This window comes from Rhodobacter calidifons (assembly GCF_011174775.1).
In the GTDB taxonomy this organism is placed as follows: domain Bacteria; phylum Pseudomonadota; class Alphaproteobacteria; order Rhodobacterales; family Rhodobacteraceae; genus Tabrizicola; species Tabrizicola calidifons.
Genome location: NZ_JAANHS010000006.1, coordinates 96,083 through 111,976, shown reverse-complemented (window position 1 = coordinate 111,976; position 15,894 = coordinate 96,083). Strand labels below are relative to the sequence as shown.

The 15,894-nt window shown below is 68.4% G+C and carries 13 protein-coding genes; 5 read left to right on the top strand and 8 right to left on the bottom strand.

All coding sequences use genetic code 11. From position 1 onward, the window contains the following. Window positions 1-21: 21 nt before the first annotated feature. Window positions 22-3,471 (bottom strand): bifunctional proline dehydrogenase/L-glutamate gamma-semialdehyde dehydrogenase PutA, encoded by a 3,450-nt coding sequence (gene putA, locus G8O29_RS09790; RefSeq protein ID WP_166403054.1) that lies wholly within the window; start codon window positions 3,469-3,471, stop codon window positions 22-24. A 105-nt stretch (window positions 3,472-3,576) separates the two neighbouring features. On the opposite strand from putA, the gene G8O29_RS09785 reads away from it, so the two are divergent. The 3 genes from G8O29_RS09785 (at window position 3,577) to G8O29_RS09775 (ending at window position 7,154) form a co-directional block, all read left to right on the top strand. Then, window positions 3,577-4,038, top strand: a complete 462-nt coding sequence (locus tag G8O29_RS09785) for an Lrp/AsnC family transcriptional regulator (protein ID WP_166403053.1) — start codon at window positions 3,577-3,579, stop codon at window positions 4,036-4,038. Window positions 4,039-4,137: 99 nt separating this feature from the next. Continuing rightward, window positions 4,138-5,814, top strand: a complete 1,677-nt coding sequence (locus G8O29_RS09780; RefSeq protein ID WP_166403052.1) for an alpha/beta hydrolase — start codon at window positions 4,138-4,140, stop codon at window positions 5,812-5,814. A 140-nt stretch (window positions 5,815-5,954) separates the two neighbouring features. After that, on the top strand, window positions 5,955-7,154 hold the full coding sequence (locus G8O29_RS09775) for an aromatic ring-hydroxylating oxygenase subunit alpha (protein WP_166403051.1): 1,200 nt from the start codon (window positions 5,955-5,957) through the stop codon (window positions 7,152-7,154). Here the strand turns inward: G8O29_RS09775 and G8O29_RS09770 are convergent. Further along, window positions 7,084-8,004 carry a DMT family transporter gene (locus G8O29_RS09770; protein ID WP_166403050.1) on the bottom strand — a complete coding sequence of 307 codons (921 nt, stop codon included), beginning with the start codon at window positions 8,002-8,004 and terminating at the stop codon, window positions 7,084-7,086. The genes G8O29_RS09775 and G8O29_RS09770 overlap by 71 nt on opposite strands. A 99-nt stretch (window positions 8,005-8,103) precedes the next feature. On the opposite strand from G8O29_RS09770, the gene ade reads away from it, so the two are divergent. Next, entirely contained in the window at window positions 8,104-9,804 is a 1,701-nt protein-coding gene (ade, locus tag G8O29_RS09765; protein ID WP_166403049.1) for an adenine deaminase, read from the top strand. A gap of 186 nt (window positions 9,805-9,990) precedes the next feature. On the opposite strand, the gene G8O29_RS09760 is transcribed toward ade, so the two are convergent. Next, window positions 9,991-10,695 (bottom strand): endonuclease/exonuclease/phosphatase family protein, encoded by a 705-nt coding sequence (locus tag G8O29_RS09760; RefSeq protein WP_166403048.1) that lies wholly within the window; start codon window positions 10,693-10,695, stop codon window positions 9,991-9,993. Window positions 10,696-10,736: 41 nt separating this feature from the next. Here G8O29_RS09760 and G8O29_RS09755 point away from each other — a divergent pair, with 41 nt between their 5' ends. Beyond that, window positions 10,737-11,384 carry a DUF2238 domain-containing protein gene (locus tag G8O29_RS09755; protein WP_166403047.1) on the top strand — a complete coding sequence of 216 codons (648 nt, stop codon included), beginning with the start codon at window positions 10,737-10,739 and terminating at the stop codon, window positions 11,382-11,384. A gap of 140 nt (window positions 11,385-11,524) precedes the next feature. On the opposite strand, the gene G8O29_RS09750 is transcribed toward G8O29_RS09755, so the two are convergent. The 5 genes from G8O29_RS09750 to murA all read right to left on the bottom strand — a co-directional run bounded on the left by G8O29_RS09750 (window position 11,525) and on the right by murA (window position 15,786). Continuing rightward, window positions 11,525-11,929 (bottom strand): arsenate-mycothiol transferase ArsC, encoded by a 405-nt coding sequence (locus G8O29_RS09750; RefSeq protein WP_242679046.1) that lies wholly within the window; start codon window positions 11,927-11,929, stop codon window positions 11,525-11,527. Between the two features lie 62 nt (window positions 11,930-11,991). Next, on the bottom strand, window positions 11,992-12,471 hold the full coding sequence (locus tag G8O29_RS09745; RefSeq protein WP_166403046.1) for a UPF0262 family protein: 480 nt from the start codon (window positions 12,469-12,471) through the stop codon (window positions 11,992-11,994). 152 nt (window positions 12,472-12,623) lie between these two features. Further along, a complete protein-coding gene (gene hisD, locus G8O29_RS09740) occupies window positions 12,624-13,925 on the bottom strand; it encodes a histidinol dehydrogenase (protein ID WP_166403045.1) in 1,302 nt (433 codons plus the stop codon). A 122-nt stretch (window positions 13,926-14,047) separates the two neighbouring features. After that, window positions 14,048-14,521 (bottom strand): DUF2948 family protein, encoded by a 474-nt coding sequence (locus G8O29_RS09735; protein WP_166403044.1) that lies wholly within the window; start codon window positions 14,519-14,521, stop codon window positions 14,048-14,050. Beyond that, complete coding sequence (gene murA, locus G8O29_RS09730; protein WP_166403043.1) at window positions 14,518-15,786, bottom strand: UDP-N-acetylglucosamine 1-carboxyvinyltransferase; 1,269 nt, start codon at window positions 15,784-15,786, stop codon at window positions 14,518-14,520. The genes G8O29_RS09735 and murA overlap by 4 nt, the downstream gene beginning before the upstream one ends. Window positions 15,787-15,894 lie beyond the last annotated feature (108 nt).

Sequence of the window (15,894 nt, the reverse complement as noted above, 5' to 3'; positions counted from 1 at the left end):
TTCCCGATCCGCCGTCATTGGTCAAGAGTCGGCCACCGCAGCCAGAAGCTGGGCGTTGCCGCCCGAGGCCGTGGTGTCGATGCACAGATGCCGTTCCACAAGCACATGGGCGGCATCGGGTGCGGCGATCAGCGGCAGGATCGGGCCCGGTCGCGCGGCCAGTGCCTGGGCAAAGGGGCGGCCCGCCTCGGCCTCGCCCCACCAGATTGCCCCGGAGAATCCTTGCAATCGGGCAAGGGCCTCCGGGGCAAGGCCCGGGGCCTCGACCGCATGGCCGCCCAGCTTGCGGACGGCCTCGGCCTCGGCCAGCGCCGCCGCCCGGCCGGGGCCGAGGCACAATAGCGGCGCACGGGGGGCAAGCGTCAGGCGGTTCGATTCGCCCGTGGGACCGGGCATGTCCATGGTCAGCGGCGCGGTGGCGGGCCAGGGGGCGGAAAGGGCCTGACGCACCTGTGAGGCCGAGACGGTTGTGGCGTCCGGCACGGCGTCCGGCGTCGGGGCCCTGGTGAAACGCGCCAGGTAATGCGGCCCGCCCGCCTTGGGTCCGGTGCCCGACAGCCCCTCGCCGCCGAAGGGCTGCGAGCCTACGACCGCGCCGATCTGGTTGCGGTTGACATAGGTGTTGCCGACGCGGATGCCCTCGACGATGTGCTGCACCCGGTCGTCGATCCGGCTGTGCAGCCCGAAGGTCAGCCCGTAACCCGTGGCGTTGATCGCCGCGATCACCCGGTCGATCTCGGTCGCCTTGAAGGTCGCGATGTGCAGGACCGGCCCGAAGATTTCCCGCGGCATGTCCTGAATGCCCCTGACGGACAGGACCGTGGGGGCGACGAAGGTCCCCTGCCCCGGCGCCTGCAGCTCTTTCAGGACCCGACCCTCGGCGCGGGCGGCATCAACATAGGCGCGGATGCCAGCCTGCGCCTCGGCATCGATCACCGGGCCGATGTCGGTCGCCAAGGCCCAGGGATCGCCAAGGCTCAGCTCCTCCATCGCGCCGAAGAGCATTTCGGTCACGGTCTGCGCGATGTCCTCCTGCACATAAAGACAACGCAGCGCGCTGCACCTTTGTCCCGCCGACTGGAAGCTGGAGGCGATGATGTCGCGCACCGCCTGTTCCGGCAGGGCGGTGCTGTCAACCAGCATCGCATTCAGCCCCCCGGTCTCGGCGATCAGCGGCGCGGTGGGGTCCAGATGGTCGGCCATGGCGCGGCGGATCGCCTGCGCGGTCTCGGTCGAGCCGGTGAAGGCCACCCCGTTCACACGGGGGTCGCGGGTCAGCGCCGCGCCGATGGCGCCGTCGCCGGGGAGAAGTTGCAGCGCGGTCGGCGGAACACCTGCGGCCAGCAGGTGGTCGATGGCCAAGGCGGCGATCAGCGGCGTCTGTTCGGCGGGCTTGGCCAGCACGGCATTCCCGGCCGCCAGTGCAGCAGCGATCTGGCCGCAGAAGATGGCCAGCGGAAAGTTCCACGGGCTGATGCAGGCAAAGACCCCACGCGCGGGGTGCGGCTGGGCGGTCTGCAAGGCGTAGTAGCGCAGGAAATCCACCGCCTCGCGCAGTTCGGCGACCGCATCGGCCAGCGTCTTGCCCGCCTCCCGCGCGAGAAGCGCGAAGATGCGGCCGAAATCGGCTTCCAGCCGGTCGGCGGCGCGGTTCAGGACCGTGGCCCGCTCGACCGGTGCGGCGGCCCAGGGCTCGGCCAGGCGCAGCGCGGTGTCCACATCCGGCAGGCCCGCCGTGGTGACATGGCCGACCAGCGCGCCGGTCGCCGGGTTCAGGACGGCCAGTTGCCTGCCGCCCGCGACCCGACCGGCCAGCCGGGGCGCCGCATCGATCAGGGCCTCGGCAAAGGGCGCGCGGGCGGCCTCGATGGCGGCGAGATCGGCGGCATCGGTCAGGTCCCAGCCGCGCGCGTTCTTTCGCGCCCCGAACAGCGCCGTGCCGGTCGCCAGCACCGGGTTCGGGATCGTGGACAGGCCCTCGACCGCCGTCAGCGGACAGGCCGCGACGGTTTCCGGGGGCACGTCCTCATCGACGATCTGGTTGACGAAGCTGGAATTCGCGCCGTTTTCCAGCAGACGGCGGACGAGATAGGCCAGAAGGTCCCGGTGCGCGCCCACCGGCGCATAGATGCGGCAGCGCGTGCCGTGGTCGGTCAGCACGATGTCATGCAGCCGCTCGCCCATCCCGTGAAGGCGCTGGAATTCGTAGTCCATCGGCGTCAGGCCCAGGTCGGCCGCCATGTGCAGGACGGCGGCGACGGTATGGGCGTTGTGGGTGGCGAACTGGGGGTAGATGCGGTCGGTGAGGGACAGAAGCTTGCGCGCGTTGGCGATGTAGGACACATCCGTCGCCTGCTTGCGGGTGAACACGGGGAAGCTCTCCAGCCCCAGGACCTGCGCCCGTTTCACCTCGGCATCCCAATAGGCGCCCTTGACCAGCCGCACCATGATCTTGCGATCCAGCTTCCCCGCCAAGGCATGCAGCCAGTCGATCACCGCCCCGGCGCGCCGCCCATAGGCCTGCACCACGACGCCGAACCCGTCCCAGCCCTTCAGCGCAGGGTCGGACAGGGTCGCCTCGATCACCTCCAGCGACAGCGCCAGACGGTCCGCCTCCTCGGCGTCGATGTTGAAGCCCAGGCCCGCCGCCTTGGCCAAGGTCGCCAGAGCGCGCACGCGGGGGACCAGCTCCTCCATCACGCGGTCGCGCTTGGCGACCTCATACCGGGGGTGCAGAGCAGACAGCTTGACCGAGATGCCGGGGTTGGTGCGGATGTCGTTGCCCTTGGCCGCCCGCGCGATGGCGGTGATCGCGGCGGAATAGGCCAGGTGATAGCGCCGCGCGTCGGCTTCGGTCCGCGCCGCCTCGCCAAGCATGTCGTAGCTGTAGGTATAGCCTTTGGATTCAAGCTCTTCGGCGCGCTCCATCGCCTTGTCGATGGTCTCGCCCAGCACGAAGTTGCGGCCCATCTCCTTCATCGCGCGGGAAACGGCCGTGCGGATCACCGGCTCGCCCAGACGCCGCACCGCGCCGCGCAGGGCGCCCGCGATACCGCCTTCGCGGTCGTCCAGCACCTTGCCGGTCAGCATCAAGGCCCAGGTCGAGGCGTTCACCAGGGACGAGGCCGATTTCCCCAGATGCCGCCCCCAGTCGCTTGGCGCGATCTTGTCCTCGATCAGCGCATCCATCGTCTCGGCGTCAGGGACCCGCAGCAGCGCCTCGGCAAGGCACATCAGCGCGATGCCTTCGTCGGTGGACAGACCGTATTCGGCGAGGAAGACCTCCATTAGCCCGGGGCGCGCGCCGGCCCGGATGCGACGGACCAGATCGGCCGCCCGGGCCACGATGGCGGCCCTGGCTGGCGCGTCCAGAGCGGCTTCGGCCACAAGGCGCTGAACCAGCGCGGTCTCGTCGGTCAGCGTGCCCGTCGTGATGACGGACCAGGCGGAAGGGGCGGTTTCGCTTTGCATGACAGGCACCTGGCTTTTCGGCCAGAATATACCCAAACTTGCAGGCTGTTTTCCCGAACTTTTCGTGATAATCAGCCGAAAAGGGGATTAATCGGGGGAAAGTGCATGCCAATCGACCGCACCGATCTGGACCGTTTCGACCTTGCCATCCTGCGGGTGCTTCAGGTCGAGGGCCGCATCGCCGCCGTGGAACTTGCCCGCCGCATCGGCCTGTCGAAATCGCCCACCCAGGCGCGGATGAAGCGGCTGGAGGAAATCGGCATCATCACCGGCTATCGCGCGATCCTGGACCCGATCAAGATGGGCCAAGCCCATGTGGCCTTCGTCGAGGTGCGGCTGTCGGACACGCGCGAGGCGGCGCTGCGGGCGTTCAACAAGGCCGTGCTGACGGTGCCCGAGGTGGAACAGTGCCACATGATGGCCTCAAGCTTCGACTACCTGCTGAAGGTGCGCACCTCGGATATCCAGAGCTATCGCCGCGTGCTGGGCGAGGTGATCTCGGCCCTGCCGCATGTCGCCTCGACCTCGACCTATGTCGCGATGGAGGCGGTGAAGGAGGTGTTCTGACACCCGTCGCGACACAGGGGCGCCGACAACCCGGCCCTGTGCAGGCAATCTGCGTTGTGCTAACCGGGTACGCGCAGCAAGGGCTACGACGAGGACGGCATGCAACCGACCCTTCCCGCTTCCACCGACCGGGTATCACGGCTGTCCCTGCCCGGTCTTGCGCTTGGACTTCTATTTGTTGCCGCCTCGCTGACACCCTCGCTGATCCCGCGCGGACCGGTGATGCAGGGGGTGCTGGGCGGCGTGGTGCTGGCGCTTGGCTACCTCGGCGGGCGGATCGTCGAAGGCCTGTGGTCCCTTGCCGAAATGCCGGTCCTGCGGGGCCGGGCGCGCCGCATCTTCGCGCTGGCCCTGCTTGCCGCTCTGGTCGCCCTTCTGGCCGCCGCGCTGATCTACAGCCACCTCTGGCAAGAGGACCTCCGCGCGCGGATGGGGATGGAGCCGGTCTCCGAGGCGCGCATCGTCACCATCCTCGCGCTGACCCTGGCGGTGTTCGCCGTGCTTTACGGCATCGGCAGGGCGATCCTGGCCTTCTACCGGCTGGTGAGGCGCAGTCTGGCGCGGGTCATGCCCGCGCGCCGTGCCGACGTGCTGGGCGGCCTTCTGGTCCTGGTCGTCCTGATCGTGGTGACACGGGACGGGATCCTCGACCGGGTGCTGTCCGGGCTCGACACCTCGTTCGAGGCGGCGCAGAACCTGTTCGACACCGCCCCGCCTGCACCGACCGACCCACGCAAGGCCGGCGGGCCGGGGTCGCTGATCGACTGGCAGCGCATGGGCCAGCCCGGCCGCGACTTCGTGATGACCGGCCCCGATGCCGAGACCATCGCGGCCTTCACCGGGCGCCCTGCTCTGCAACCGATCCGCGTCTATGTCGGCCGCGCCAATGCCGAAACGCCCGAGGCGCGCGCCGATCTCGCCCTGGCCGAGCTTATCCGGCTGGATGCCTTTCGCCGCAAGGTCCTGGTCGTGGTCAGCCCGACCGGCACCGGCTGGATGGACCCCGGCGCCTTCGACCCGCTGGACATCATGCATGGCGGCGATGTCGCCACGGTCTCGGTGCAGTATTCCTACCTGAACTCGCCGCTGGCGCTGATCTTCGAGACCGAGACCGGGCTCGATCAGGCCGGCGCGACGCTGGCGCGCATCCATGACTACTGGAAAACCCTGCCGCGCGATGCCAGGCCGCGGCTTTACGTCCACGGGCTCAGCCTCGGAGCCTGGTCTTCGATGCATGCCACCAATCTCTTCCGCCTCATCGACGACCCGATCGACGGCGCCTTCTGGGTCGGCCCGCCCTTCCCGTCCGACTTCTGGAACCGGGTCCAGCGCAGCCGGAACCCCGGCAGCCCCTGGGTGCGACCACAGATCGGGACAGGCAACTTCATCCGCTATGCGGGCCGGGGCGAGGACGGCAGCTCTGGCGCATCCGACTGGGGCGACATGCGGATCATGTTCCTGCAATATCCCAGCGATCCCATCGTCTTCTACGATCCCCTATCGGTCTGGAAACGTCCGGTCTGGATGCAGGAAGCCCCGGGCGACGGCGTCTCGCCCTATCTGCGTTTCATGCCTGTCGTCACCCAGTTCCAGCTTGCGCTCGACATGGCACTGTCCACCTCCGTCCCGGGCGGCTATGGCCACGCCTACCATGCGCCCGACTACATCGGCCCCTGGGTTCAGGTAACCCGGCCCGAAGGCTGGACGGCGGACGACACGACACGCCTGATCGCCCTGTGCGACAGCGGCTTCGGCAAGGGCTGCGCGCGCCCGTAAGGATTGGCCGGGGCGCCTTGCGGCCGCTTGCCAGAGCCTGCGCAATGGCGGCAGACTTGCCCCCGACACTGGGAGAACCGGATGAGCCTTGCCACAACCGAGATCGCCGCGGCACGGCAGCCGCTGAACCGGGCGCGGCCATGCCGGCGGGATTCTACACCGATCCGGCGATCTTCGCGCTGGAACGCGAGAAGCTGTTCCTGAAGCACTGGTTCTTCCTGTGCCGGGCCGAGGACTTGCCCCAGCCCGGCGACTACCGCGCCTTCGACAGCCCCGGCGGGCCCATCGTCCTGATCCGTGGCAGCGACGACCGGCTGCGCTGCTTTGCCAACGTCTGCCGCCATCGCGGCTCGATTCTTCTGGAAGGCCGGGGCAACACCGGCGGCCGCATCACCTGCCCCTACCACGCCTGGAGCTACCTGACCGACGGCCGCCTCTACGGCTGCCCGGACATGAAGGACGCCGAAGGCTTCGACAAGGTCCAGAACGGGATGGTCGCCCTCGACCTCGACCAGTGGGAGGGCTTCGTCTTCGCCCGCTTCACCCGCGACGGACCGTCGCTGCGGAAACACCTGGGCGATTTCCCGGACCGAATGGCCAGCCACAAGCTGGGCCGGATGCGCTGCACCTGGGCTGTCACGCTGGACGTCGCCTGCAACTGGAAACTGATCCTCGAAAACGCAGTCGAGACCTACCACACCGGGATCGTCCACCGCGACACCGTCGGGGCGCAGCAGTCACGGTCCCCGGCGACGACGGGCGACTGGATCGCGATCCACGTGATCTCGGGCCGCTCCATCGCCACCTTGGGCACCGACCAGCCGCCCTTTCCGCCGATCGAGGGCCTGGACGCGGACGCGCGGATGGGGACCTATTTCACCGTGATCTTCCCCACGGTCCAGTTCGCCGTCGCGCAGGATTGCCTGTGGTGGCTGAACACGATCCCGGTCAGCGAAAGCCGCACATTGCTGGAAGTCGGCGGCTGCTTCCCCGAGGACCGGCTGGCCCTGCCGGACTTCCTGGCACGGGCCGCGCCCTACCACGACCGCTGGGAACGGGTGGCAAAGGAAGACGTGGGCATTCTGGAAAAACAGCAGCGCGCGCTTGGCTCGGCGCTCTACAAGCCCGGGCCGCTGTCCTGGCGCGACGTCACGGTGCAGGCGATGGGCCTCCGTGTGGTGGACCGGCTGTGCCTGAGACGGCTCGTCGTGCGCCTTCGGCTCCTCCTCGCAGGGAGCACCGACGAGGAGACGAAGGCGAACGAGGAGACTAGCCCTGCGGCGTCATCGCCTTGCGCTGCCGCGCCCGCTCGAGACCCAGCTTGCGTTCGCGCCAGATGATGAGGATGCCCGCCGTCACGATCAGCGCAGCCCCGCCCAGCATCGGCCAGGTCGGCACCTCGGCAAAGACGAAATAGCCGATCCCCAGCGCAAAGATCATCGAGGCATAGTCGAAAGGCGCCACCAGCGACGCATCCGCCTCTCGGTAGCTGGAGGTGAGCAGGATCTGCCCCAGCCCCCCCAGAAGCCCCGCGCCGACCAGGATCGCCGCCTCGCGCGGGGTGGGCCAGACCCAGCCGAACGGCAGCGTGACCAGCGACAGGACCGCCGCAGTGACCGAGAACCAGAAGACGATGGCCGAGGTCTGCTCGGTCATCACCAGCTTGCGGACGAAGACCTGCGCCAGGGCCGCAAAGACCGCCCCGCCCAGGACCAGCATCGCGCCCAGAGCCTCGGCCACGCCCGCAGACCCCGGGTCGATGGACAGGCGCGGGGCCAGCACGATCAGGACGCCCACCATCCCCAGGATCACCGCCGAGATGCGGAAGGCCCGCACTTCCTCGCCCAGGAACATCGCGGCGAAGATCACCGTCAGCAGCGGCGCGGCATAGCCGATCGCCGTCACCTCCGGCAGGGGCAGATAGCCCAGGCCCGCGAATCCGAGGCCCATCGCCATCGTCCCCACCACGCCGCGCCAGACATGGCCCAGCGGCTGCACGGTCTTCAGGCCGGTCCGCAACTCCTGCCGCCAGGCCAGCCAGGCCATGATGACGGGTATCGCACAGAACGACCGGAAGAACACCGCCTGCCCGGCGGGCACATGGCTTGCGGTGGACTTGATGAGCGAGGCCATGACGATGAACACCATCACCGAGGCCAGTTTCAGGGCAATGCCGCTCAGGGGGCGCATCGGGGGGCGCATCGGGGGGCGCATGGGTCGTTCCGTCAGGGTCGCGGCCTCTTTACGCCGCGGGCGCTTTCAGGTTCCCTGATCGGGAAGGAGAATGCCATGCCGAAAGCACCGCTGTCAGACAGAATTGAACAGGGCCGGGGTCTGGTGCCCGCCGATCTCGTGCTCAAAGGCGGGCGGGTCTTCGACCTGATGACCGGCGATCTGGTCGAAACCGACGTGGCGATCTGCGGCGACACCATCGTGGGGGTCTTCGGAGCCTATTCCGGCAGGCGCGAGATCGACGTCTCGGGCCGCGTGCTGGTGCCGGGGTTCATCGACACGCACCTGCATGTGGAAAGCTCGCTCGTCACCCCGCACGAATTCGACCGCTGCGTCACCCCCCGCGGCGTGACCACGGCGATCTGCGACCCGCACGAGATCGCGAATGTCTGCGGCGTGAAGGGGATACGGTATTTCCTTGATGCGGCGTCTCAGCTGGTGATGGACCTGCGGGTGCAGCTGTCCTCCTGCGTGCCCTCGACCCATATGGAGACGACCGGCGCGCGGCTTTCGGCTGCGGACCTGGTGCCATTCATGGACCACCCCAAGGTGATCGGTCTGGCCGAGTTCATGAACTACCCCGGCGTGCTGATGCAGGACCCGGGCTGCATGGAAAAGCTGGAGGCGTTTCAGGGCCGCCACATCGACGGGCACGCGCCGCTTTTGCGGGGCAATGACCTGAACGGCTATATCAGCACGGGCATCCGGACGGAACATGAGGCGACCTCCTACGACGAGGGGCTGGAAAAGCTGCGCAAGGGAATGCGGGTGCTGATCCGGGAAGGGTCGGTCTCGAAGGACCTGCACGCTCTGGTGGGGCTGCTGACCGAACGGTTCTCGCCCTATCTTGCCTTCTGCACCGATGACCGGAACCCGCTGGACATCGGCGAGCATGGACATCTCGACCACATGATCCGCACCGCGATCAGCCTCGGCGCGCCGCCGCTGGCGGTCTACCGGGTCGCGAGCCTCTCGGCGGCCGAGGCTTTCGGGCTGAAGGACCGCGGGCTGATCGCGCCGGGCAAGCGGGCGGATATCGTGGTGGTGGACAGCCTGGAGGGCTGCCATGCGAGCCTGGTTCTGGCGGGGGGCGTGGTGGCCGATGAGGCCGCCTTTGCAGGACGCGAGACGACCGAGCCGGTGGCGCGAGGGTCGGTGAAGTCGGCGCGGATCGAGGCGGGGCACTTCCGCACCGGGGGCAACCGGGTCGAGACCCCGGTGATCGGCATCCTGCCGGGCAAGATCATCACCGAACATCTGAGTTTCGACATCGCGCCCCAGGATGGGGACAAGCGGCCGGACCTTGCCCGCGACCTGGTGAAGATCGCGGTGATCGAGCGGCACGGGGTGAACGGGAACCGGGCGACGGGGTTCGTGAAGGGCTTCGGCTTGCGCCGCGGGGCCATCGGATCGACGGTCTGCCACGACCATCACAACATCGCGGTGGTGGGGGCGGACTACGCGGACATGGCGATCGCGGCGAACCGGCTGGTGGAGATCGAGGGCGGGTTCGTCGTCGTCGAGGGGGGGCGGGTGCTGGCCGAACTGGCCCTGCCCGTCGCGGGGTTGATGAGCCTGAAATCCTTCGAGGAGGTGCGGGAGGATCTTGTCCGGCTGCGGGCCGCCGCGTGCTCGCTGGGGGTAGTGCTGGAGGAGCCGTTCCTGCAACTGGCCTTCCTGGCCCTGCCGGTGATCCCGCATCTCAAGATCACCGACATGGGGCTGGTCGATGTGGACCGCTTCGAGATCATTCCCTGATCGGTCCGCGCGTGGACAGGCTTCCGGATCCTTTGAAATCAATCATTTGGCCGCGGGCCTTCGGAAATTCTTAACTTCTGGTCGCGGCCGGTGACGGCTGCCGCAAGGAGGCTTCGCGCGCCCGAAACCGCAGGGACATCCTGCCAGAAGGGCCATCCGCTGCCATCGCATGGCCGGGAGTGCCCGTCAGCGCCAGCGCAGCTCGGCCAGCAGCGGCAGGTGGTCCGAGGGCTGCGGGCCGGGGGCCGACGGCGGGTCGAGCGGGGTGAGGTCCAGGTCGTGCGAATGCGCGATCCGGTCCAGCGGCAGGAAGGGCCGGCGCGCGGGGAAGGTCGGGCCGGTTGGCAGGATCGCGAAGGGCTGCGCGATGCGTCCCAGCCCGACGCTGCGGGAATGTTCGTTGAAATCACCCAGGATCACCGTGGGCCGCGCCGGATGGCGTTGCAACGCAGCCTTGATCGCATCAAGCTGCCGCCGCCGCGCCGCACGCAGCAGCCCCAGATGCACCGCGACCACGCGCAGCGGCAGGGGCGTGTCGAGATCGACGATCACCGCGCCGCGCGGCTCGTGCCCCGGCAGGTCCAGATGGTCAAGACCGCAAAGCCTGATGCCCGGCCGCGCCAGAAGCGCATTGCCATGCCAGCCGAGGCTGACGGCATTGCGACCGATCGGCAGGGGGTCAAGGCCCGTCACCTCGGCGATGCGGTCGCGCGGCAGGGCCGAGGGGCGGTCGCCAAGCCGGAAGTCGGCCTCTTGCAGCGCGACGACATCGGCCTGCAACGCTGCTATGCCTGCCAGCACCCGGTCGGCATCGCGGCGCCGGTCGGTTCCCACCGCTTTGTGGATGTTCCAGGAGGCGAGGCGCAGGCTGGGCTTGGACTCGACGGTCATGTCCCCAATATAGGCCACGACAGCCACGGAAGGAGAAGGCAGTGCCCGCACCATCGACCATCGTTCTGACCGGCATCCGGCTGCTGCTGGCGGTCGAGGCGGTCGTGGCGGCCTGGAACGGTGTCCTGCCGGCGGTTTTCATCACGCTGGTGGCGCTGGTGCTGACGGTGCTGCCGGGCAAGCTGGCCAGCCGGGTCGGCCTGCACCTGCCGCCAAGTTTCCTGGCCGCCATCGCGCTTTTCGTGCTGGCGACGCTGTATCTGGGCGAGGTCTACGACTTCTACGACCGGTTCTGGTGGTGGGACCTGGTGCTGCATTTCGGCTCGGCCATGGGGTTCGGGATCCTGGGGTTCCTTCTGGTCTTCATGCTGTTCGAGGGCGACCGCTATGCCGCCCCGCCTTGGGCGCTGGGGGTGCTGTCCTTCTGCCTGGCGATGACCGTGGGCGTGCTGTGGGAGATCTTCGAATATGCGATGGACACGCTGTTCGGCTTCAACATGATGAAGTCGGGGCTGCCCGACACGATGGGCGATTTCATCGTCAACACGCTGGGCGCTTTGCTGGCATCCCTGGCGGGCGTGGTCTACCTGCTGGACCGGGCCGGGCGGCTGGGCGCGCCGTTCGACCTGTTCATCGAGACCAACCGGGCCCGGTTCCGCAAGCTGTTCACGCGCAAGACGAAGGTCTAGCGGGCCGGGGGGCGCAAGGCCGCGGGGCCCGTTCTGGCGCAGGTCCGCTGGATCGAGAGCACCCTGCCCTGGAACGTGGCGGGACAGTCGAGGATCGCGGCCGAGCAGGCTGGGCGACATGGCCCGTCTTGCGCCCCGGGTCAGCGCCCGGGGGTTTCGGTGGGCGGCCCGAAGCGTTCCAGCATCCGCGCCTTGATCTGGTCCCGCGCCTGGCGGTAGGCGGCGAGTTTCGCCTCGCGCGTCTCGCCGAGGCCGGTCGGGTCCAGGATCGGCCAGTATTCGATTTCCAAGTGGTGAAATCGGGTCAGTTCCAGCGCCATGCGCTGGCTGGCCGGGGACAGCGCGATGATGAGGTCGAACTGCGACAGGTCATCGCCCCAGTCCTGCATCTCTTCGAAGGACCGCGAGCGGTGGCGGGACAGCTCGATCCCCAGTTCCTTGCAGACCGCGACGGAAAAGCCGTCGATCTCCATGTCGTTCCTGACGCCGGCTGACTGCACATAGGCGCGCTGGCCGTACATCTTTTTCATCAGCCCCTCGGCCATGGGGGAGCGCACGGCGTTGTGGTCGCAGCAGAACAGCACCGATTGCGGGAAGTCGCCCAAGATCAGCCCCAGTGCAACACGCAGATCAGCGTGAACAGACGCCGCGCGGTGTCGGTATCGACCTCGGCCTTGCCCTCCAGCCTTTCGCGCAGGATGGACGCACCTTCGTTGTGGATGCCGCGCCGGGCCATGTCGATCGCCTCGATCTGGCTGGGCGGCAGGCGTTTCACCGCGTCGAAGTAGCTTTCGCAGATCTGGAAATAATCCTTCACCACCTGGCGGAACGGGCCGAGCGAAAGGTGGAACTCGGCCGCCTTTTCCCCTGCCTCGGTGGCGATGTCGAAGACCAGCCGCCCCTCGCGGATCGCCAGCAGCACACGGTAGGGGCCTTCCGGCATCTCGCGGTCGGGGCGGCGGGCGGGGGTGAAGGAATTCTCCTCCAGCAGGTCGTAGATCGCGACGCGGCGTTCCTGTTCGATTTCCGGCGTCGGGCGCACCAGGCCCCTTTCGTCGATCTCGATGTGGCAGATGCGGTTGGTCATGGACGGTTCCCGAACGGTCCGCCCCTGATGCCCGACCTAGGGGCCGTGGGTCAAGCGGGGATGGGTGCGTTCAGGCCCCGGAAGCAATCGGCCTGACGGGGCGCGACAGGCGCAGCCTGCCCCATCTGCCTGGCCCCCGGCAAGCGGTTGGCTCAGCCGTTCAGCCGGTCCAGCCGGGCGCGGACGGACAGCCCGTGCGCCTCGAGGCTTTCGCTGATCGCCAGCCGTTCCGCCGCAGGACCGATGGCCTTCAACGCCTCGGGGGTCATCCTGGCCAGCGTGGTGCGCTTCATGAAATCCAGTACCGACAGCCCGCTGGAGAAGCGGGCCGAGCGGGCGGTGGGCAGGACGTGGTTCGGCCCCCCGATGTAGTCGCCGATGGCCTCGGGGGTGTACTGGCCCAGGAAGATCGCGCCGGCATGGGTGATTTCCTGCGCAAGGCCCTCGGGGTCGGCGACGCAGAGTTCCAGGTGTTCCGGGGCGACGCGGTTCGACAGCGCGGCGGCCTCGGCCAGGTCGCGGGTCACGATGATGGCGCCGTTCGCGGCCCAGGATGCCCCGGCGATGGCGCGCCGGTCCAGGGTTTCAAGGCGCCTGGCGACGGCATCCGCCACGGCCTGCCCGAAGGCCGCATCGGTCGTGACGAGGATCGACTGGGCGCTTTCGTCGTGTTCGGCCTGGGAGAGCAGGTCGAGCGCGATCCAGTCGGGGTCGTTGTCGGCATCGGCGATCACCAGGATTTCCGAGGGACCGGCGATCATGTCGATGCCGACGCGCCCGAAGACCCGGCGCTTTGCGGCGGCGACGAAGGCGTTGCCGGGGCCGGTGATCTTGTCCACCGGGGCGATGGTTTCGGTCCCGTAGGCCAGCGCCGCAATCGCCTGCGCCCCGCCGATCCGGTAGATCCGGTCCACCCCGGCGATGCGGGCCGCAAGGAGCACCAGAGGGTTCACCGCGCCGCCCGGCGTCGGGCAGGCGATGACGAGCCGCCCAACCCCCGCCACCTTGGCCGGGATGGCGTTCATCAGGACCGACGAAGGGTAGGACGCCAGCCCGCCCGGCACATAGAGCCCCGCTGCCGAGACCGGCGTCCAGCGCCAGCCCAGCGTCGCGCCCGCCGCGTCGGTCCAGCTTTCGTCCTGCGGTTTCTGCCGCGCGTGATAGGCCCGGATGCGATCCGCCGCCAGCTCCAGCGCCGCGCGATCCTCGGGCGAGACCTTGGCGATCTCGGCCTCGATCTCGGCGGCCGGGAAGGCGAGGGTTTCCGGCGTCAGCGTCAGGCGGTCGAAGCGGGCGGTCAGCTCGATCACCGCCCGGTCGCCCCGGGCGCGGACATCGGCAACGATCGCGGCGACGGCCTGATCGACATCCTCGGCCTCTTCGCGCTTCTGCCCCAGAAGCGCCTGGAAGGCGGCCTCGAAGTCCGGGTCGGCGGTGTTGAGAAATGCGGGCATCGGGGCCTCCGGCTGGTCGCGGGTCAGATAGCGCGGGCACAAGCCGGGCTCAAGGCCGATGCCACAGACCAAAAGTCTTCGAAGACTTTTGCAAATTCCTTCGAAGGAATTCGGCCCCCGCTTCAGTCGTGGCGCGGCACCTTGCCCGAGGGGGCGCGATAGGGCCGGGTCACGTCGTCCAGCCGCACCTCCAGCGCCTCGACGTCCAGGGCGATGGCCCCGTCGCCCGCCAGCACCAGCGTCAAACGCCCGGATCCGTCTTCACCCGGCTCGAACGACATGGACAAAAGGGACAATACAAGATCCTTCTGGCCACGATCAAAGCCAAAGCTTTGCACTTTTCGAACATCCTCGATCACCAGCACCGATCGCACGCGTTCATAGGCCCGGCCCACCAGTTCGGCCTCGGCCCGGTCCTCCCAGCGAAAGCGGTTCAGCAGCATGGCAAAGCGCCGCCGCCGGGCGTCGAATTTCAGCTCGGTCACCGGCAACACGGCATCCTGGACGAGGAGCGAGATGACCTTCAGGTCCTCGCCATCCCGGGCGACCAGGCGAAGGGGGTCCTCGTCACCGTCCTGAAACCGGGCGTCGGTCATTCGCTGATGCGCTCGATATGCGCGCCGCAGGCCCGCAGCTTCTCTTCGACCCGCTCGTAGCCGCGGTCCAGATGATAGACGCGCCGGACCACCGTCTCGCCCTCGGCGGCCAAACCCGCGAGGATCAGCGAGACGCTGGCGCGCAGGTCCGTGGCCATCACCGGCGCGCCGCGCAGCCTTTCGACCCCCGTCACCCTGGCCGTGCCGCCGTGAACCTCGATCCTCGCCCCCATGCGGATCAGTTCCGGCGCATGCATGAAGCGGTTCTCGAAGATCTTCTCCTCAAGCACCGACACCCCGTCGGCCGTGCAGAGAAGCGCCATCATCTGCGCCTGAAGGTCGGTCGGAAAACCGGGGAAGGGCGCGGTGGTCACATCCACCGCCCTGATCCGTCCGTTCTTGCGCGCAACCTTCAGGCCCCGGTTGGTCTGGCTGACGGAAACCCCCGCCTCATCCAGCTTTTCGGCAAAGCTTTCCACAAGGTCCAGCGTGCCGCCGATGCATTCCACCTCGCCACCGCAGATCGCGGGGACCAGCATGTAGGTGCCAAGCTCGATCCGGTCGGTCACGACCTGATGCGTGGCCCCGCCCAGCCGGTCCACCCCCTCGATGGTGATGGTCGAGGTTCCCTCGCCGTCGATCTTCGCGCCCATCTTCCGCAGGCAGCGGGCCAGATCGACGATCTCGGGCTCGCGGGCTGCGGTCTTCAGCACCGTGGTGCCGCGGGCCAGCGTGGCGGCCATCAGCGCGTTTTCCGTGGCCCCGACCGAGACGAAGGGAAACTCCACCACCGCGCCCTTCAGGCGGCCACCGGGCGCGCGCGCGTGGACATAGCCGTCGCGCAGGTCAAGCTCGGCGCCCATCGCCTCCAGCGCCTTGAGGTGCAGGTCCACCGGCCGCGCGCCGATGGCACAGCCGCCGGGCAGCGAGACCTCGGCATGGCCGTAGCGGGCCAGCATCGGCCCCAGGACCAGGATCGAGGCGCGCATCTTGCGGACGATGTCGTAGTCGGCCCTGAAATTGGTGATGGAATGAGAGGAAAGCGCCAGCACCAGCCCATCCTGGAGGCTGGCGACCTCGGCCCCGAGCGATTGCAGCAGCTGCGTCATGGTGCGGATGTCGCTCAGCCGTGGCGCGTTGGTCAGCGTCAGCGGCTCGTCCGACAGAAGCGTCGCAGGCATCAGCGTCAGGCAGGCGTTCTTCGCCCCTGCGATGGGAATGGCTCCCGACAGGGCCCCGTTGCCGCGCACCAGAATCGAATCCATCTGCCCTAGTCCCTTTCACTGTCGCCGGACGCATCTTCGGCGTCGCGTGCCCTTGCCTGTGCCTTCCGCCGCGCCATGTTGGCCTTGAGCGCCGCCTTCAGCCGGTCT